Annotated in this window: 18 protein-coding genes; 7 read left to right on the forward strand and 11 right to left on the reverse strand. The window is 53.5% G+C overall.

Translation table 11 applies throughout. The annotated features are described in order from the left end of the window. Window positions 1-2 precede the first annotated feature (2 nt). The 4 genes from prmC to KDX31_00985 all read left to right on the forward strand — a co-directional run bounded on the left by prmC (window position 3) and on the right by KDX31_00985 (window position 2,543). The gene (gene prmC, locus KDX31_00970; protein UTW03651.1) at window positions 3-866 is read left to right on the forward strand and encodes a peptide chain release factor N(5)-glutamine methyltransferase; all 864 of its coding nucleotides are present in this window, start codon (window positions 3-5) and stop codon (window positions 864-866) included. Beyond that, entirely contained in the window at window positions 856-1,611 is a 756-nt protein-coding gene (locus KDX31_00975) for a molybdopterin-synthase adenylyltransferase MoeB (GenBank protein UTW03652.1), read from the forward strand. The genes prmC and KDX31_00975 overlap by 11 nt, the downstream gene beginning before the upstream one ends. A 15-nt stretch (window positions 1,612-1,626) precedes the next feature. Further along, window positions 1,627-2,022 carry a CoA-binding protein gene (locus tag KDX31_00980; GenBank protein UTW03653.1) on the forward strand — a complete coding sequence of 132 codons (396 nt, stop codon included), beginning with the start codon at window positions 1,627-1,629 and terminating at the stop codon, window positions 2,020-2,022. A 167-nt stretch (window positions 2,023-2,189) separates the two neighbouring features. Next, a complete protein-coding gene (locus KDX31_00985; GenBank protein UTW03654.1) occupies window positions 2,190-2,543 on the forward strand; it encodes a RidA family protein in 354 nt (117 codons plus the stop codon). A 54-nt stretch (window positions 2,544-2,597) separates the two neighbouring features. Here the strand turns inward: KDX31_00985 and KDX31_00990 are convergent, their stop codons facing one another. The 11 genes from KDX31_00990 to KDX31_01040 form a co-directional block, all read right to left on the reverse strand. After that, window positions 2,598-3,224 (reverse strand): hypothetical protein, encoded by a 627-nt coding sequence (locus KDX31_00990; GenBank protein ID UTW03655.1) that lies wholly within the window; start codon window positions 3,222-3,224, stop codon window positions 2,598-2,600. Next, window positions 3,221-4,378: an SO_0444 family Cu/Zn efflux transporter gene (locus KDX31_00995; protein UTW03656.1), complete on the reverse strand. Its 1,158-nt coding sequence runs from the start codon at window positions 4,376-4,378 to the stop codon at window positions 3,221-3,223. Before KDX31_00995 ends, KDX31_00990 begins: the two co-directional genes overlap by 4 nt. 42 nt (window positions 4,379-4,420) lie before the next feature. After that, a complete protein-coding gene (locus KDX31_01000) occupies window positions 4,421-5,377 on the reverse strand; it encodes an AEC family transporter (GenBank protein UTW03657.1) in 957 nt (318 codons plus the stop codon). Window positions 5,378-5,462: 85 nt separating this feature from the next. After that, on the reverse strand, window positions 5,463-5,957 hold the full coding sequence (locus tag KDX31_01005; GenBank protein UTW03658.1) for a histidine phosphatase family protein: 495 nt from the start codon (window positions 5,955-5,957) through the stop codon (window positions 5,463-5,465). 66 nt (window positions 5,958-6,023) lie between these two features. Then, complete coding sequence (locus KDX31_01010; protein UTW03659.1) at window positions 6,024-7,667, reverse strand: acyl CoA:acetate/3-ketoacid CoA transferase; 1,644 nt, start codon at window positions 7,665-7,667, stop codon at window positions 6,024-6,026. A gap of 179 nt (window positions 7,668-7,846) precedes the next feature. After that, the gene (locus KDX31_01015) at window positions 7,847-9,211 is read right to left on the reverse strand and encodes a sigma 54-interacting transcriptional regulator (GenBank protein ID UTW03660.1); all 1,365 of its coding nucleotides are present in this window, start codon (window positions 9,209-9,211) and stop codon (window positions 7,847-7,849) included. A 147-nt stretch (window positions 9,212-9,358) separates the two neighbouring features. Further along, a complete protein-coding gene (locus tag KDX31_01020) occupies window positions 9,359-10,060 on the reverse strand; it encodes an ATP-binding cassette domain-containing protein (GenBank protein ID UTW03661.1) in 702 nt (233 codons plus the stop codon). A 1-nt stretch (window position 10,061) separates the two neighbouring features. Further along, on the reverse strand, window positions 10,062-10,829 hold the full coding sequence (gene livG, locus KDX31_01025; GenBank protein UTW03662.1) for a high-affinity branched-chain amino acid ABC transporter ATP-binding protein LivG: 768 nt from the start codon (window positions 10,827-10,829) through the stop codon (window positions 10,062-10,064). After that, window positions 10,826-12,088, reverse strand: a complete 1,263-nt coding sequence (locus KDX31_01030) for a high-affinity branched-chain amino acid ABC transporter permease LivM (protein ID UTW03663.1) — start codon at window positions 12,086-12,088, stop codon at window positions 10,826-10,828. The genes livG and KDX31_01030 overlap by 4 nt, the downstream gene beginning before the upstream one ends. Further along, window positions 12,085-13,011 (reverse strand): high-affinity branched-chain amino acid ABC transporter permease LivH, encoded by a 927-nt coding sequence (livH, locus tag KDX31_01035; protein ID UTW03664.1) that lies wholly within the window; start codon window positions 13,009-13,011, stop codon window positions 12,085-12,087. Before livH ends, KDX31_01030 begins: the two co-directional genes overlap by 4 nt. Before the next feature lie 116 nt (window positions 13,012-13,127). After that, window positions 13,128-14,246: a high-affinity branched-chain amino acid ABC transporter substrate-binding protein gene (locus tag KDX31_01040; GenBank protein ID UTW03665.1), complete on the reverse strand. Its 1,119-nt coding sequence runs from the start codon at window positions 14,244-14,246 to the stop codon at window positions 13,128-13,130. Window positions 14,247-14,698: 452 nt separating this feature from the next. Here KDX31_01040 and KDX31_01045 point away from each other — a divergent pair, with 452 nt between their 5' ends. Genes KDX31_01045 through KDX31_01055 form a run of 3 tightly spaced genes read left to right on the forward strand, consistent with a single transcriptional unit; the run spans window position 14,699 to window position 18,939 of the window. Then, the gene (locus tag KDX31_01045) at window positions 14,699-15,742 is read left to right on the forward strand and encodes a hypothetical protein (protein ID UTW03666.1); all 1,044 of its coding nucleotides are present in this window, start codon (window positions 14,699-14,701) and stop codon (window positions 15,740-15,742) included. Beyond that, on the forward strand, window positions 15,735-18,116 hold the full coding sequence (locus KDX31_01050) for an RND family transporter (protein UTW03667.1): 2,382 nt from the start codon (window positions 15,735-15,737) through the stop codon (window positions 18,114-18,116). Before KDX31_01045 ends, KDX31_01050 begins: the two co-directional genes overlap by 8 nt. After that, the gene (locus tag KDX31_01055; GenBank protein UTW03668.1) at window positions 18,103-18,939 is read left to right on the forward strand and encodes a universal stress protein; all 837 of its coding nucleotides are present in this window, start codon (window positions 18,103-18,105) and stop codon (window positions 18,937-18,939) included. Before KDX31_01050 ends, KDX31_01055 begins: the two co-directional genes overlap by 14 nt. The last annotated feature ends 17 nt before the right edge of the window (window positions 18,940-18,956 follow it).

Here is an 18,956-nt window from a genome sequence, read left to right on the forward strand (position 1 = left end):
CTATGAATATCACCGAAGCTCAGGCATGTGCCGCGCAGCTCTCCGCCAGTAGTGACAGTCCGGCTGCGGATGTCGAATTGTTGCTTTGCCACATTCTGGGCTGCAATCGCACCTTTCTGTTCATGCACCGTGAGCATCAGTTGACAGCGCAACAGCAGGCTCAGTTAGAGCAACTGATCCAGCGGCGAATTCAGGGGGAGCCGGTGGCGCATCTGATCGGTAGTCGCGGTTTCTGGACCTTTGATCTTGAAGTGAATGCGACGACCCTGATCCCCCGTCCGGATACCGAGTGTCTGGTGGAGCAAGCGCTTGAGCTTATTCCGGCTGCAGCGGCCAGAGTGCTGGACCTGGGTACCGGAACCGGTGCCATCGCACTGGCGCTGGCGTCAGAGCGGCCTGCCTGGGATGTCGTTGCCGTTGACCGGGTGGCTGAGGCGGTTTTACTGGCAGAAAATAACCGGCAACGAATCGGCCTGGAGAATGTCACAGTTTTACAGGGTAACTGGTTTGAACCGGTTTCCGGGGTGTTTGATCTGATTGTCAGCAACCCCCCCTATATTGATCCTCAGGATCCGCATCTGCAGCAGGGTGATGTTCGCTTTGAGCCGCTGAGTGCGTTGGTCGCAGAGGAAAACGGGCTGGCTGATATTCGTTATATCGCCAGCGCAGCGCGTCGTTTTCTGGTGGATGGCGGCAGGTTGCTGTTTGAACATGGTTGTGATCAGGCGAATGCTGTGCAGCGATTGCTGGCTGATCTGAAATACAGCGAAATTGGATCGGCGCAGGATTATGGCGGCAATGACCGCATCACCTGGGCCCGATGGAACCCTCCGGTGAAACAAGAGAATAAATACGATGCTGAATGATGATCAGCTGTTGCGTTACAGTCGTCAGATTATGCTACCCGAGGTCGATATCGCCGGCCAGGAGGCCTGGTTAAGGGCTTCGGTGCTGATCATCGGGCTGGGAGGGCTGGGTAGCCCGGTAGCGATGTATCTGGCGGCCGCTGGTGTCGGCCGGCTGGTACTGGTGGATGATGATCAGGTTGAGCTGACTAACCTGCAGCGGCAGATTATTCATTCCACTGCCGCGATTGGACGGGCCAAGGTGGAGTCGGCCAAAGCCACAATTTCCGGGCTCAACCCTGATACAGAAGTGGTCGCAATCAATGCCCGGCTGGATGAAGCTGCGCTGGAAAAACAGGTGGCGGAGTGTGATCTGGTGGTGGATTGCTGTGATAATTTCACCACTCGCTTTGCAGTGAATGCCGCGTGTGTAAAGCATCAGACGCCTCTGGTGTCGGGGGCCGCGATTCGCCTGGAAGGGCAGGTGGCGGTGTTTGATTCACGCCGCGAAGATGCCCCCTGCTACCGCTGTCTCTATCGGGATGGGGATGAGGAAAACCTTACCTGTTCCGAGAGCGGGGTGCTGGCACCGTTGGTGGGTATTATCGGCTCGGTACAGGCGATGGAAGCATTAAAAGTACTGGCGACACTGGGTGAGCCGCTGGTGGGCAGATTATTACTGCTGGACGGTCGCCATATGGACTGGCGAACACTGAAACTGCGACGGGATCCTGAATGTCCCTGTTGTGGTGATAAATATAATTAAGAGGTACCGTATTCAATGGAAACCATTCGTCAGATATTAGCAAATACTAAAACCATCGCGATGGTCGGTGCGAGTTCTAAACCGCATCGCGCCAGTAATCAGGTGATGCATTTTCTGCTGGCTAAAGGCTATAACGTCATTCCGGTGAATCCGCTCAGGGTGGGTGAGCAGATTCACGGTCGTGAGGTGGTTTCCTCTCTGGCAGAGATTAAAGAGCCGATCGATATGGTGGACATCTTCCGTAACTCTGCTGACGCCGGAGACGCGGTCGATGAGGCGATTGCCGTGAATGCGAAAGCGGTCTGGATGCAGTTGGGGGTGATCAATGAGCCCGCTGCTGAGAAAGCTGAAGCTGCCGGATTGCAGGTAGTGATGGATCGTTGTCCGGCCATTGAAATTCCCCGTCTCTGAGTCGTAATCGCTCTCTGGTCTTCTGCTGTCGTGGGTCAGTTTTATTTTCTGATATTCTCCTGACTTTATCTGTTTTCACCGGCAATGACCCTGAATTCAGGGGCATCTGGCTGGTGTCTGTACGATGATCCACTACAATGACAGGTTTACACTAAGGGTGAATACCGATGTCAATTGAACGCCAGGAAACAGGCCAGCGTATGAGCCGTATTGTTATCCATAATGATACTGTTTATCTGTGTGGCCAGGTGGCCAAAGATGCCGCTGCAGGAATCAAAGAACAAACCGCCACCATGCTGGAAAAGGTCGATGCACTGCTGCTGCAGGCGGGCAGTGATCGTGAGCATATCCTTTCAGCTACCCTCTATATTCGTGATATGAAAGACTTTGCTGACATGAATGAGGTGTGGGATAACTGGGTTCCAGAAGGCCATGCACCGGCCCGTGCCTGCGTTGAAGCACGGATGGCGCGACCTGAGCTGTTAGTTGAGGTATCGGTGGTTGCGGCGTTGAAAAAATAAGTTATATCGGTGGGGCTGTCCCCGGAAACGGTTACTGAGAGTCGTTTTCTGGAGTCAGCTCTGCATCATCTGCCTGATCTTAATGTCATCGGTCAGGCGTCTGGCATAGCCAGAAATCTCCTCACTACACCATCCCTCCTGAAGCCCATCCGGCAGCTCTGCGCCGCTGCTGATCAGCATCTGTACCAGCGGCTTGTGTTCTGATTGCAGTGCCAGTAACAGGGCTGTTTTGCCCTCAGTATCCGCCTGATTAAGATCGGCGCCGTATTCGTTCAGGCGGCTCAGATGCAGCATCAGCTGGGAGGCCGGACAAAATCTGAAACAGGCCAGCAGGGCATGCTGTGGATCGTGATCCGGATAGGCGAATGGGGCGTTCGCCTGTAGAAGCACCGTCATCAGTTTCAGGCTTTGCTGTGGATGCTGCAGCGCCTGATAGAGCAGCGGTTCGGGCTGATGCGCTGCAATGCTGCAGCCGGCGTCTAGCAGATGCGCTAATGCGCTGGGCTGGCCCGCTTGAATCGCCAGTTCTGGCAGATTGCAGCTGCGCTCGTGATAGGTAAACAGGTGTTCTGCCAGCAGTGTCTGATCCAGTTTATTAAACTGTTTCTTCAAGAGCATCAAATCCGCTTCGATCACTGCCTGCTGCAGCTTGTTCAGGTTCCGGCGGGTAAAAAAACTCATGCGCAGGCTGCTGTGCTATTTTTCCAGTACAGTCGGCGCAGAGGTTTAACTGCCAGTAGCAACAGGATCACTGCGGAGCTCCATTTCAGTACGCTAAACGCGACTGAATCGTGATGGGCCATTGCGGTGCCAACGGCGAGTGACTGGCTGGTCAGTACCGCATCGGTTGCCAGTCCCAGTAAAACGGCGCAGCTGCTGATGCCGCACAGGTAGATAATAACCGCCCGGACACCCAGTTCGCGGCTGAGAATTCCCAGGGATGCGATATTGGTGGCAGGGCCAACGAGCAGAAATACCAGTATCGCGCCGGGGGACATTCCCGCCGCCAGCAGAGCCGCTGCCAGCGGCGTGGAGGCAGTGGCACAGATATACAGAGGCAGGCCGACAACCAGCATCAGCAGCATCCCCGTCAACCCGCTGCCCCACTGACTCAGGCTTGCAGGTTCTACCAGGGTGGCAATAATTGCCGCCAATATCAGGCCAGCCGCCAGCCAGGTGGAGATATCATCGAGAATATCCACTATTGCAAACTGCAGCCCGCTCAGAATGCCCGGTTGTTTCAGCTCAGTGTTCTGTCCACCGCAGGCGGATGTAGTCGTGGATTCAGTTTTGCTGCTGCAACCGTTGCTGGATACCTCGTCTTGCTGACTACAGCAGCTACTGACAACGCTTTCTGTTTTGATACTGCAGCAGGTTTCTTTCTCCGATGACACCCGAGTCGACGGGCTGGGCTTTTGGTCAGAGTCCTCGCGGTCGAACAGCAGTATCATAATGCCGCTGGTAATGGCGCTGAATATTGCGGATAGCGGCCTGATAACCGCCATGACGGGCCCCAGCAGTGCGTAGGTGACAGAGATTGAATCCACACCGGTTTCAGGTGTTGCCACCAGGAAAGAAACGGTGGCGGGTTTTGATGCGCCGGAACGGCGCAGCCCTATGGCGGTAGGTAAAACGCCGCATGAGCATAGAGGCAGAGGCGCGCCGATGATAGCTGCCCGGATGACCGAACCAATACCCGGGCCACTGAGCCATTTTTTTACCAGCGCAGTGGGGATCCAGCCTTTCAGTATGGCAGCCAGAAGCAGACCGAAAAGCAGCCAGATAGCGGTGTCGAGAAACAGATTCAGCAGATTTTCAAAGAACGCCATCAGCATCAGAATACTCCTTAACCTCAGATAGTGGTTATTTTACCTTAATCAGATCAGATTCCATAAACGTAGAAAGTAGATGCCGCTACTGAGGGTGATGACCGAGCCAAGCGTTGTCGTCAAGATGATATTGGCCGCCAGCTGAGCATTGCCGCCCATCGCTTTCGCCATAATAAAACTGGCGGCGGCGGTGGGGCAGCCGAACAGGACAAACAGGATGCCCAGTTCCTGACCTTTAAAGCCGTATAGCCAGGCGCCCAGCGTCAGCACCAGCGGCATGATGACCAGCTTTATCAGGGTTGACCAGCCGGAGCGGCCGGAGGTGTCTCTGAGACTTTTCAGGTTCAGTGAACCGCCAATCGCCAGCAGCGCCAGAGGCAGGGTGAGGTTGGCAAAATAGGTACCGATTTTATCGCCGGCAGAGGGAAGTCCCCAGCCATAATAGGAGAATGGCAGGGCCACTAATACAGAGATAATCAATGGGTTGCGGGCGATCTCTTTTATCGGCCGGGTAATGCTGGGGCCACTGACCTGTTGCATCGGCAGAGACAGCGCCAGCACTGAGAGTACATTGTAGAGGGGAATAACACAGACCAGTAGCAGGGAGGCCAGCGCCAGACCATCGTTACCAAACATATTGAAGCTGATAGCCAGTCCGATAATGCCATAGTTGCCACGAAAGGACCCCTGAATGAAGACACCCAGATCTTCAGGCTCTTTAATAAAATAATGACTGAACAGCCAGATGAATGGCACAATTATCAGTGTACTGACAATAAAATAGCCCATCAGTTGTGGATTGAAGACTGCCTGAAAGTCCATTCTGGAGATACTCATAAACACCAGAACCGGCAGGGTGATGGTAAATACAAGCTTTGAAGCGGTATCGATAAAGCCCTGATCAATAATTTTCAGGCGCATCAGCAGATAGCCAAGCGAAACGATAAAAAAGATCGGCGCAACAATATTGCTGGTAAAGAGCAGGGTGTCGATATAAAGGTTCAACGCTAGGGTTCCGTTTTACAGACAACATGGAGAGAGTTTGTTGAGTATATCACCAATGCTGCAGGTGCTCTCCAGGAACGGATGATTATTGATGAAGTTTTGGGTAATCCAGTCGTTCCACGGTGCCGCAGGATTCTGCCAGCTCCTCCCAGCTGGTAATACTCAGGGCGATCTGCATTACTCCGCTGGTGGGGAAATTCGGGATACTTTCACGGGTCAGGTAGTAACCGGTCATCTCAAGGGTTGGATTATGTCCGACAACCATCAGGTGCCGATAATGATCCGACTGGCCTTGTAGCAGGTTTATCAGGGTTTCTACCCGGGCATGATAAAGCTCGGGCACTTCAATGATATTATTCACCGCATAATTCTGGGCCAGTGCTATCTGTTCAGCGGTGGTGATCGCCCTGCGGGCCCCGCTGCTGAGGATAAGGTCTGGTTGGATTCCCATCGGCAGCAGACGGGCGGCCATAAGCGGCAGATCCCGTTTGCCGCGTTTATTAAGCGGGCGGTTAAAATCGGACAGTTCGGGATCATCCCAGCTTGATTTGGCGTGCCGTACCAGAGTCAGCATTTTCATAAACTGTCCTTAAACTGAGCGAATGATAGCCTCAGTATTAACTAAGGTGGGTAGAAAAGCGAACCGTTAACTGGCAATACAGCGCTCCAGATCTTCTGTTTGAGTATCTGAGTTTGTTACCAGCTGCGACCACAGCTTACGCATATGCCCTGCGGGATGGCTGCCGCTGTGTTGGAGGTTCATCGGCCCCTGATTAAACAGTCGCGGATCCATTAGCGCCAGGTTGTCGTCGATCGCCGGCTTGAACTCCATCTGCTCAAGAATATCTTTTTGCAGATCGACACCGGGAGCGATCTCGGTTAGCTTCAGCCCGGCGGCGGTGAGCAGAAAGACCGCCCGCTCAGTGATAAAGGTGACCGAGTGGCCTTGCTTAATAGCATATTCACCATTGAAGGTGATCTGCTGTACCTGACGCAAAAACTTTTTCACCGGCCCATTTTTGATTATCTGCAGCTCACCGTTATTGATCTCAATCTGTTGTGGTCCTGAGGTGAAAGTGCCAAGAAAGTAAAGATCCCGGGTGTTCTGGGTTATGTTGATAAAGCCTCCGGCGCCCGCCAGTTTGCTGCCAAAACGACTGACATTCACATGCCCCTGCGGACAGGTCTCAGCCAGTCCCAGAAAGGCCTGATCCAGACCGCCACCGTCATAGAAGTCAAACTGGGCGGGCTGATCGATTATTGCGGCGGCATTACTGACTGCGCCGAAGCTGAGACCGCTGGCTGGCTGGCCGCCGATCCCGCCGGGTTCAACGGTTAAGGTGAAATCATTGAGCATCTTCTCTTCCACAGCAACCGCTGAAACCATCTCCGGCATACCGATACCGAGGTTAACCACAGACTGCTTCTGTAATGCCATCAATGCCCGGCGGCCGATGATTTTACGAGCGGAAAGTGGTTCAGCTGCCTGATCAACGGTGGCAACAATATCGCCACAGTAAGCCGGATTAAAAGGCTCGGCAAATGTCTGTGGGTGGTCAGCAGGGTCTGCAATAACAAAGTGATCAACCAGAATTCCCGGTATCTTTACCCGATCGGGTGTCAGATGATGCTGATGGGTGACGCGTTCAACCTGAACGATCACTTTACCACCGCTGTTATGGGTTGCCTGGGCGATCGCCAGAGCTTCCAGTGGCAGGGCTTCCCGTTCCATGGAAATATTACCATCCGCGTCGGCTGTGGTGCCACGTAGCAGGGCAATATCCACAGGAAATGCTTTATAGAACAGGTATTCGTCACCGTGGAGATCGATCAGTTCAACCTGATCGGTGCGGGTGCAGCTGTTGATCTTGCCGCCCCCCTGGCGAGGGTCAACAAAGGTGTGCAGGCCAACTTTGGTCAGCGTCCCGGGTTTGCCCGCGGCAATATCTCTGAACAGGTGGCATATAACGCCCTGAGGCAGATTGTAGGCCTGGATGCGGTTGTCTGTTGCCAGTTTCCCCAGGCCCGGTGCTAATCCCCAGTGACCGCCAATCACTTTACCCACCATACCTTCATGGGCGAAATGATTCAGCCCTCTGTGCTGTGCGTCACCCTGACCGGCCGCATAGACCAGAGATAGTTTCTGTGGCTGCTGGCAGCTGAGAAAGCGTTGTTCTATTGCTTTGGCAATGGCTTCAGCGAAGCCGATACCAATAAAACCACCGGTAGCGAGTGTCGCGTTATCAGGTATAAGTTGGGCGGCCTGCTCTGCACTGATCTGCTTAGACATGGATAGATCCTGAGTTTATTATTTTTTTAATATAGGCCTATAAATAGCAAACGGCGGGCCATAGATGATAAATTCTTTGGAATCAATGCCTTATGGATAAATGCTTTTCAGGTTGGTGCTTTTTGTGTCTAATTTTTAATACATTATGTATAAAAGTGTCTAATAGTAATTATGAGGCTTTACAGATTTAGACGCTTGATCCGGTTGTAGAGTGTCGCGCGGGAGATCCCCAGTAGTTTAGCTGCCCGGGTTTTATTGTGTTGACACTGTTCCAGTGCCTGTTGCAGAGAGCTGGCTTCCGCTTTGCTGCGGATCTGGGGCAGACTCTCGTCGGAGAGCAGCGGGGAAGCCTGGACTAAATCGTCTGCGCCTAGATCATCCGGATAGATGGCGTCCAGTTCTGCCATCACGCAGGCCCGTTCCAGCCGGTTATGTAACTCTCTGACATTGCCAGGCCAGTGATACTGTTGCAGCCAGGTTATCGCCTCAGTGCTGAGTTCCAGTGCGGGTAGTCCCGAGTCCTGGGCAATTTTCAGTAGTAGATGGTTGCAGAGTGCCGGTATATCGGATTTTCTGTCACGCAGCGCCGGAAGCCGGAGCGGGAGAACGTTGAGCCGATAGTACAGGTCCTCCCGGAAAAGTCCCTGATCAACCAGTTGTTTAAGGTTGCGGGATGTCGCCGCGATAATTCTGACATCCACTTTTTCTAAACGATTGGAACCCAGAGCTTCCACTTCCCGTTCCTGTATAACCCGTAACAATTTTGCCTGTATCGCAGCGGATATATCGGCAATCTCATCGAGGAACAGGGTGCCGCCAGCGGCGAGCTGTATTTTTCCCTGCCGACCGCCTTTACTGGCACCGGTAAAGGCGCCAGCCACGGCACCAAACAGCTCCGATTCCACCAGTGTTTCCGGCAGTGCCGCCATATTTATGCCGACAAAGGGGCCATCTCTCCGGGGGGAGGCGTTGTGAATACCTTGCGCCAGCAGCTCTTTACCGGTGCCGGTCTCGCCCAGCAACAGGATGGTAGTGTCCAGTTGAGCGGCTCTGAGTGCCTGACGCCTGACTTTAAGAAGCGGGGCCGAGTCACCCACCAGATCATTCAGTTCATATTTACTGGTGCGCAACAGGTTTTCCGATACCAGTTGTTTTTTCAGACGGGCGAATTTATCAAACAACGGTTGCAGGTTATTCAGGTTGTCATAGAAGATAAAACCGATAGCACCGAATACTGAACCATCGGGGTTTTTCAGTGGCAGACGGGTGACAGCACACCAGCGATTATTGATCTGCATAAGGTCGAGAAAGCTGGGCTGACCTGTTTTAACGACGCGGGGGAGTTGTGTTGTCGGTAAAATCTCTTCTACCGGGTATCCGGTGAAAACTGAGTCTGCCGGCAGGTTAAGAAACTCCCGGTACTGTTCGCTAAGCCAGACAACCCGACATTGCTGATCAATGGCGATTGCACCCTGGCACAGGCTGGAAAGCAGGGTGAGGAGGTTTTCGTCGCTGCTATTAATGAGAGTTTCAAGCTGGCTCATCGGGTCTCTGCACTCCAGGTATGTCCGCTCAAGTGTGCCAGATTTTACGGCTGAATGTCAGTGGTCGCGGGTTTTGGATACGCTACAACCCGACTACAAAAAAAAACCAGCCGATTGGCTGGTTTTATATTCATCCAGTGGTGATTTTTAACCTCCTAAATAGGCTTGCTGCACCGATGCATCGTTCAGCAGGTTCGCCCCGGAGTCGGTTTTAACGATCCGGCCATTTTCCAGAACATAGGCCCGGTCGGCTATTCGCAATGCCTGGTTGGCATTTTGTTCCACCAGAAATATGGTTACTCCCTCATCCCGCAGGCGTTCGATAATACTGAAAATCTGTTGGATGATAATCGGCGCCAGTCCGAGCGATGGTTCGTCCAGTAACAGCAACCGGGGTTTGCTCATCAGCGCCCGGCCAATCGCAAGCATCTGTTGTTCGCCACCCGACATCGTGCCGGCGCGTTGTTTAAAGCGCTCCTCAAGACGCGGGAATAGCTGCAGCACATGTTGTACCGTTTGCTGAGCGTCCTCCTTGGAGCGGAAGTAGGCGCCCATAAACAGGTTTTCTTCCACCGTCATCGCACTGAATACCCGGCGCCCTTCAGGAACGATCGCCAGGCCTTTGCGCATAATATCGGGGGTATTGATATGGGTCAGCTCTTCACCGTCGAAGCTGATTTTGCCGGATGACGCCCTGGGGTCACCGCAGATGGTCATCATCAGGGTGGTTTTTCCTGCGCCATTGGCTCCGATCAGGGTCACAATCTCACCCTGTTCGATATTCACGCTGACATCATGCAGGGCCTGAATCTGACCGTAGTGGGTGCTTACATTGTCGATTTGCAGCATTTTATTCCTCACCGAGATAGGCTTTGATCACGTCAGGGTTGTTCTTGATCTCATCCGCAGTGCCATTAGCCAGGGGAGTACCCTGGGCAATCACGTAGATATGATCGGAGATGCCCATAACCAGACTCATATCGTGCTCAATCAGCAGGATCGAGATCTCGTGCTCATCGCGCAGCTTAATGATCAGCTCATCCAGCTCTTTGGTCTCGTTAGGGTTGAGGCCGGCTGCCGGTTCATCCAGCATCAGTAGCTCAGGCTGAGTGACCATGCAGCGGGCAATCTCAAGGCGACGTTGCTGTCCGTAAGCCAGATTACCCGCTTCCCGGTTGGCATAATCCATCAGACCGACCTCTTTCAGCCAGTGTGCCGCATGTTCCATCGCGTCTTTTTCAAGGCGGCGGTAGTTGGGGGTTTTCAGTAACCCGGACAGCAGATTGGTATTCATATGCCGGTGCTGTGCCACCAGCATATTTTCAATCACGGTCATTTTCTGAAACAGGCGGACATGCTGAAAGGTGCGTACCAGACCCTTGCGTGAAATCTGATAGTCTTTCAGGCCGGCAATCTGCTCGTTCTTTAGCATGACGCTGCCTTCGGTGGGGATATAAAAACCCGACAAGCAATTAAATACGGTGGTTTTTCCGGCACCGTTCGGGCCGATAACTGAAACGATCTGGCGATTCTTAACCTTAAGGTTGACACCGTTTACCGCAACCAGGCCGCCGAAGCGCATGGTCAGACCGTTTACATCCAGTAGTAGCTGACTCATGGCTGTTTTAACTCCAGGTGCGGTCGTTTCATCGGTATGAGTCCTTCCGGACGCCAGCGCATCATCAGTACCATCATCAGGCCGAACAGCAGCATTCGGTACTCTGAAAACTCTCGTGCCAGTTCCGGCAAAATAGTCATGACAATGGCGGCCAGAATAATGCCATATTGTGAACCCATGCCGCCCAGAACGACGATAGCCAGAATGATGGCTGACTCGATGAAGACAAAAGACTCAGGACTGATAAAGCCCTGCCGGGCAGCGAAAAATGCGCCGGCAAAACCTGCTGTTGATGCCCCCAGAGTAAATGCAGATAGCTTTATTGCTGTCCGGTTCAGTCCCAGCGAGCGACAAGCGATTTCATCTTCCCGCAGCGCTTCCCAGGCGCGTCCAATCGGCATCCGCATCAGACGGTTGATCAGATAGATCACACCGATCACCAGTAACACTGCGACCAGATACAGAAAGATCACTTTATAGGAACTGGAGTAGTCCATATCAAAGTACTCATGGAAAGTCACGGCGCCTTCCTCTTTCGCTCTGCGGTTGAACTCCAGGCCAAAAAGCGTTGGCTTGGCAATACCGGAAATACCGTTAGGCCCTCCGGTCAGTGAAGTCCAGTTATTCAGCAGTATGCGAATAATCTCACCGAAGCCGAGGGTGACAATCGCCAGGTAATCACCTCTGAGGCGCAGCACCGGAAAGCCCAGCAAGAAACCGAAAGTAGCCGCGAGTCCTGCGGAGATCGGCAAACAGGCCCAGAAGGACATGCCAAAATACTCAGATAGAAGGGCGTAGGTGTAGGCGCCGACCGCATAGAAAGCAACAAAGCCCAGATCCAGCAAGCCCGCCAGCCCGACCACAATGTTCAGGCCCAGTCCCAGCATGATGTAGATGAGTGTCAGGGTTGCCAGGTCTACGGAGCCTCTGGAGACCATAAATGGCCAGATCAGCATCACCACAATGAGCGCGGAGATTAGCCAGGGTTTGAGACTGGCCATCTTTTTGTCCTGGGGTAGCAACGTGCCGATGTTTGGTCTGGGAAGCTTGGCGAACAGGGCATCTATCTGCTGACTGAACAACTGAGAGAAAAAGACCACGGCGATGCCGCCGCCAATCCATGTCCACTGCGCAGCGGTTGCTCCCTTGACCGACAGTTGCGTACCTTCCGTATCGAGTTTTACGCCGATCATCAGGCTCGCGAGGATCAGTGTGATGCCAGCCGCAAAAATCGCATTATATAATTTACTGGTGGTCATACTTTCTCGATCTCCGGTTTACCTAACAGTCCGCTTGGACGGAACAGCAGAATTGTTACCAGCAGGCCAAAGGCCACTACATCTTTATATTCGGATGGGAAAAAGGCCGCCGTCATCGCTTCGGTAACCCCTAATATCAGGCCTCCGAGAACGGCACCGGGTATTGAGCCTATGCCTCCGAGCACTGCCGCAGTAAAGGCCTTGAGTCCGGCGATAAAGCCCACGAAAGGGTTGACCACGCCATAATAAAGTCCGAGTAACAAGCCAGCGATTGCCGCCAGTGCTGCGCCGATTATGAATGTCAGCGCGATAACCTTATTGGTATTTATGCCCAGCAGGTTGGTCATGCCCAGGTCTTCTGAACAGGCTCTGCAGGCACGCCCCATGCGGGATTTAGAGATGAACAGGGTGAGGCCGGTCATCGTGATAAAGGTGGTAACGAAGATCATTACCTGCATATAGGAGAGGGAGACTTCGAAGACACTCGGATCTCCAAATGCCCAGCCTCCGATGATCTGTGGTGGCAGTGCCACATCCCGTGAGCCCTGGGAGAGGACGACGAAATTTTGCAGGAAGATCGACATACCTATCGCCGAGATCAGGGGAATGAGCCGGTTTGAACCACGCAGTGGGCGGTAGGCTACCCGTTCTACGGTCCAGCCGTAAGTGCTGGCAATAAAGATAGCCACAACCAGCGCCACGACGAGAATAATGGGAAGGCTCACCATCCCCATGCTCACCAAGCCTGCGATGACAATAAATGTCACGTAGGAGCCGATCATATAGATCTCGCCGTGGGCAAAGTTAATCATGCCTATGATGCCGTAAACCATTGTGTAGCCGATAGCAATCAGGGCATAGGTGGAGCCGATGGTCAGCCCGTTAATAAGCTGTTGCAGCAGATAAAGCGAAAATTCTGACATTTGCAGGGACCATATAAAACGAATCCCCGGCATCGGATCACGGCACCAGGGAATCGGGATTTGCGGACCCCGGCTGGTACAGCCGGAGTTTGCTAATCTATTGTTATTACAATGAATTACTCAGCTGGAGTTTTAGATCCATCTTTGTGCAGACGGTACACCAGGAAGGTCGATTCAGTCAGGTCACCCTTCTCGTCATATTTGACTTTTCCGATCGCAGTGTCGAAATCGTGAGCACGAATGTAATCAGCCAGTTTTTCTGAGTCGGTAGATTTGGTCGCTTCCATGGCGTTGGTCATTACTTCAACAGCCGCGTAGGCGGTGAATACGAATGGACCGGTTGGATCCTCGCCTTTGGCTTTAATCGCTTCTACCCGGGCCTGGTTGACAGGGTTCTGGTCGAAACTCTTCGGTGCGGTTGCCAGTACACCTTCGGCAGCGTCACCGGCAATTTTTGCCAGATCGGAGTTAACAACGCCTTCCGGTCCCATGAATTGAGCATCGAAGCCTTTTTCAGCAGACTGACGCAGGATCAGACCCAGTTCCGGGTGGTAACCACCGTAGTAAACGAAATCAACATCCTCTCTCTTAAGCTTGGCGATCAGTGCAGAGAAGTCTTTATCACCCGGGGTTACGCCTTCAAACATAACCGCTTTAACGCCGCTTTCGGCCAGCTGATCACGTACCGCAGTTGCCAGACCCTCACCGTATTGCTGCTTATCATGGATCACGGCAACGCGTGCAGGTTTAGCCGTATCCAGAATGTACTCGGCTGCCATGCTGCCCTGCAGACTGTCCAGACCGATGGTGCGGAAAATCGTCTGGTAGCCTTTCTCTGTGATCGAAGGGGAGGTAGACGCGGCTGTAATCATCAGCACACCTTCCTCGTCATAGATATCGGAAGCCGGCTCTGTTGAAGAAGAGCAGAGGTGGCCAACCACCTGTGTTATACCATCGTTAACGATTTTGTTCGCCACCGCGACCGCTTGTTTCGGGTCACAGGCATCGTCATAGATCACACCTTCCAGCATCATGCCGTTAACGCCGCCAGCTTTGTTGATATCTTCAATGGCTGCCATTACGCCGATCTTTTGCATATCGCCATACTGGGCAACAGGGCCGGTTGCCGGTCCCGCGAGGCCGATCTTAAGCGTTTCAGCTTGCGCTGCAGCGGTTAAACCCATCATGCAAACGGCGGTACTCAGACCCAGCAAGGTTTTGCGGAATTGATTCATCGAGCTAATCTCCATTTATTGTTCTATGCAGAGTTTCTCTAAGGGGGATATCTGAGGATAGTCGGCTTTTTACCAAGCTTCGAACAAATTCACAGATTTTACACCCAAAGATGTTAATGCCTCTGTCGCAGTGGCTAACTCTACCTCTGGCGGTCCACTAATTGCAATCTAAGCAGTGGACTTTTATAAGGTTATATTGATCTGGGATGTTTGCATCCTGTGCAGTGGCAGAAAGTGTTAATGATATTGCCACTATTTGTTATTGAGCAATTGACCGTTTTTGTTAATGATTCTTACCCTCAGACATTTATTTCCGGCGGCTGGTGGTCGATGCTAACGTCAGAGAGAAAGCTGATTCCTGCATAATGATAATAACTGGGAAGAGTATGGATCCGATCCGTTCGCTAATTTGTTTTTTAATGGCATCTGCTGTTTTGCTGGCAGGCTCTGCTTTGGCTCAGCCCGTCGCCGATCGCCTTAACACCCCCGCGCTGCTTTCCTCTCGTGCGGATCAGTCGCTGCTGCTGGATATTGCGGCAAGTGACAAGCAACTGGTTGCCGTGGGTGATCAGGGTATTGTCATGCGCTCGATCGATCAGGGGCGTAGCTGGCAGCAGCAGCAAACGCCCTTCAGCGTGATGCTGACATCGGTTTACTTTGCTGACGCCGAGCATGGCTGGCTGACCGGACATGACGGGCTGATTGCTGCGACCGATGATGGTGGTGTCGGCTGGCGCACGTTGCTGGATGGTCATCAGATCAATCAACTGCGGTTACAAAAGCTCCAGCAAAAAATGGCCGAGATACAGGTCCTGTCCGATGCCGAACCGGATAATGACCTGTTGGCGGAACAGCTGGATAATATTGCCTGGCAGGCTGCTGATGCTGAGGCTGCCGTGGAAGAGGGCGCCGGTGTGCCGCTGCTGGATATCTGGTTTGCCGATGCTCAGCATGGTTTTGCGCTGGGGGGGTATGGACTGTTGCTGAAAACCGGGGATGGTGGTGACAGCTGGGAATACTGGGGTGACCGCCTGGACAACCCGGATAATTTCCACCTCAATGCGATGATGGCAGACCACCGGGGGTATCTGTATATAGTCGGCGAGGCCGGGCTGCTATTTCGCTCTGAGGATGGCGGTGATCGCTGGAGTCGTATTGATACGCCCTATGAAGGCTCTTTTTTCGGAATCACCGAATTTAACCAGCAGTTATACCTGATGGGGCTGCGGGGACACCTCTATCGTTCTTCCGGCGGGCTGGAGTGGTCGCCGGTGGAAACAGGCTACCAAGTTACCCTGCTGAGTGCTGTGGCGAAGGCCGATAAGCTGGTGTTGCTGGGGCAGGGGGGGATGATTCTTCAGAGTCCGGATGGTCAGACCTTCTCGCAACTGCCGAGTGGCGGTAGACACTCCCTGAGCGCCGGTCTGGCGCTGAACGGTGAATATATTCTGGTGGGGGAAGGTGGATTACAGACGCTGGAGGTCGCACATGAATAAACTAACGCGGTTATTGCTGGCGCCGATCAAAGGGTCTGAAGAGTTTGCTGAACGGTTTCTGTTCCACCATCGATTGCCGGTATTACTGGTATTTGCAGCACTGACCCTGTTCCTCGGCTGGCAGGCGGTTCAGATCCGTCCCGATGCCAGCTTTGTAAAGATGATACCGACCTCCCATCCCTACGTGGAGAACTATCTCAAAAACCGCGATGACCTTGCCGGACTGGGAAACAGTGTCCGGGTTGCGGTGGCGGTACCTAAGGGGGATATTTTTACTGCGGAGTTTCAGCAGACGCTGCAACAGATTACCGATGAGTTGTTCTTTATCCCCGGGGTAGACCGGTCGGCGCTGACCTCCATCTGGACGCCCAATGTACGCTGGACCGAAGTCACCGAAGAGGGGTTTGTCGGTGGCCCGGTGATTCCGCCGGACTATGATGGCTCTGCGGCCAGTCTCGAACAGCTCAGGGTTAATATCCTGCGATCCGGTCAGGTGGGACGGCTGGTGGCCAACGATTTCCGTTCGGCAATTGTTCAGGTGCCGCTGTTTGATAAACACCCGGATAGTGGTGAAAAACTCGACTATCGGGTTTTGTCACAACAGCTGGAAACCCTGATAAGGGACCGATACCAGTCTGACAATATCAGCATCCATATTACCGGCTTTGCCAAAATAGTCGGCGATCTTATCGAGGGTGCGACTCAGGTGGCGCTGTTTTTCGGCATCGCTTTGCTGATTACTCTGGTGCTGCTGTACCTTTACTCCCGTAGCATCACCGGCACGCTGGTACCGCTGGCCTGTTCCGTCATCGCGGTGATCTGGCAGTTGGGGTTGTTAAAACTGCTGGGCTACGGGCTCGATCCCTACTCAATGCTGGTGCCCTTTCTGGTGTTCGCCATTGCGGTCAGTCATGGGGTGCAGATCGTTAACACGATCGCGCTGGAGAGCGCCCGCGGTGCTGACCGCTGGCTGGCAGCGCGACGGGCGTTCCGGGCGCTGTATATTCCGGGCCTGACGGCTCTGCTGTCGGACGGCATCGGTTTTGTCACTCTGATGGTGATAGAAATTCGGGTGATTCAGGATCTGGCGATTGCGGCGTCGCTGGGGATTGCCGTGATCATCCTCACCAATCTGTTTCTGCTGCCGGTTATCATGTCGTTGTTGGGAATTGGTGAACGAGCAACCCGGAGAGCCCGGAGTGCTGAGCAAAAACAGCACAGCGGCTGGCGTCTGCTGACCTGGTTTGCGACCCCTGTCGGTGCAAAATTTGCCGTAGCGGTTGCTCTGGTGTTGCTGGTGGGGGGGCTGTATCAGGGACAAAAATTACAGATCGGCGATCTGGACAGTGGTGCCCCCGAGTTGCGCCCGGATTCGCGATATAATCTGGATAACCGCTTTATTACTCAGCATTACTCTACCTCCAGCGATATCTTTGTGGTGATGGTGAGTACGCAAAAAGATCAGTGTTCCAGTTTCGCTACGCTGTCGCTGGTGGATCGCTTTCAGTACTACCTGACTAATATTGAGGGGGTACAGTCGAGTGTCTCTCTGGTGGATGTCTCCAAGCGGGTTACCGCCGGACTGAATGAAGGCAATCTCAAGTGGCGCACGGTGAGCCGTAATCAGCTGGTGATCAATGCTTCCCTTTCCTATGTGCCCGCAGGGCTGATGAACCCTTCCTGTTCGCTGTTGCCGGTGATTATCTTCCTGGATGATCATAAGGCCGCAACCCTGAGTAATCTGACCCGGCGGATAGAGACGTTCGCTGCAGAGTACGGTTCCGATCAGATAGCGTTTGAAATGGCCGCTGGCAACTCAGGTTTTGAGGCCGCCACCAATGAGGTGATCGGGACCGCTCAGTATCAGATGCTGGCCTGGGTATATGGCGTGGTGGCTTTACTCTGCCTGTTGACATTCCGCTCATTAAAAACGCTGGTCTGTATTATCGCCCCGCTGGCGCTGACGTCTATTCTGTGTCAGGCGCTGATGGCCGGTTTTGGTATTGGCGTCAAGGTGGCGACCCTGCCGGTGATTGCCCTGGGAGTGGGGATCGGTGTGGACTACGGTATCTATATCTATTCCAAGCTGAACACCTATCTGGTGCAGGGAATGGAGTTGCAGGAGGCCTACCTTAATACCCTCAAAACCACCGGTAAATCGGTTGCCTTTACCGGATTAACCCTGGCTATCGGGGTGGTGCTCTGGGTGTTTTCACCGATCAAGTTTCAGGCGGATATGGGGGTGCTGCTAACCTTTATGTTCCTCTGGAACATGCTGGGGGCATTGGTGTTGCTGCCGGCACTGGCCTGTCTGTTGAGGTGTGATCGGGTTCAGAACAGCGCCCGGACGGAGGTAAAACATGTTGTTGAATAAACGCATATTGCTGGTGCTTGATCAACGTGATCAGGCGTGTAATGCATTGCAACGCTGTCGCCTGATAGCTGGACGTTTGCACAGCCCTGTCACCCTGGTCTGGCTCGGCGATGACGGGCAAAAAGCCAGTGAGCCGGTGAGGCAGCTGGAGAGTGATGGTATCTCTGTCACCCTTGAGACCACATCCGGAGATAAGCTGCTGGCGTTGCTGGCTAAACTGCTGTCACAACAGCCTTTTGGGTTATTGGTGAAAAGCTGTGATCCGCGCAGGAAGGGGTTTATGACCTCGGTTGATGGACAGATTCTGCGAGAGCTTCCCTGTCCGGTATTGCTGGTTAAGCGAGACCAGCTGTGGCAGGACGGTGTGGTCATGGTTGCGGTTAACGCGCTTGCTGAAGATCGTCATCAGTTACAGCTCAATGATGATCTGTTGAAGGTCGCCGCGCAGATTGCGTTAGCGACCGGTTCGGCACTGGCGGCCGCAGTCGCCTGTCCCTCTGCGATGATGGGGGGAGAGCCGCAGATGCAGTCGGAGCAGTTGATTCAGGCTCGGGCGCGACAGGCAGCAGAGGCTCAGTTGAACCGGCTGCAGCTGCAGGCACAGACGCTCGCAGTCGGTGAGGGGCCGCCTGAATACTGGATTCCGGAGGTGGCGGGTCAACTGGCGGCACGACTGGTGGTGATAGGCACCCGTGCCCGGGGTGGCATTCAGGGGCTGCTGATTGGCAATACGGCGGAGCGGATATTGCCGAGGCTGGACTGCGATATTCTGGTATTACGCATCGGTCTGTCTGATGCGGTGCTGCCGGTATTGCAGCAGTAAACTGGTTTACATGAAAA

It is taken from the genome of Amphritea atlantica (assembly GCA_024397875.1).
Lineage (GTDB): Bacteria > Pseudomonadota > Gammaproteobacteria > Pseudomonadales > Balneatricaceae > Amphritea > Amphritea atlantica_B.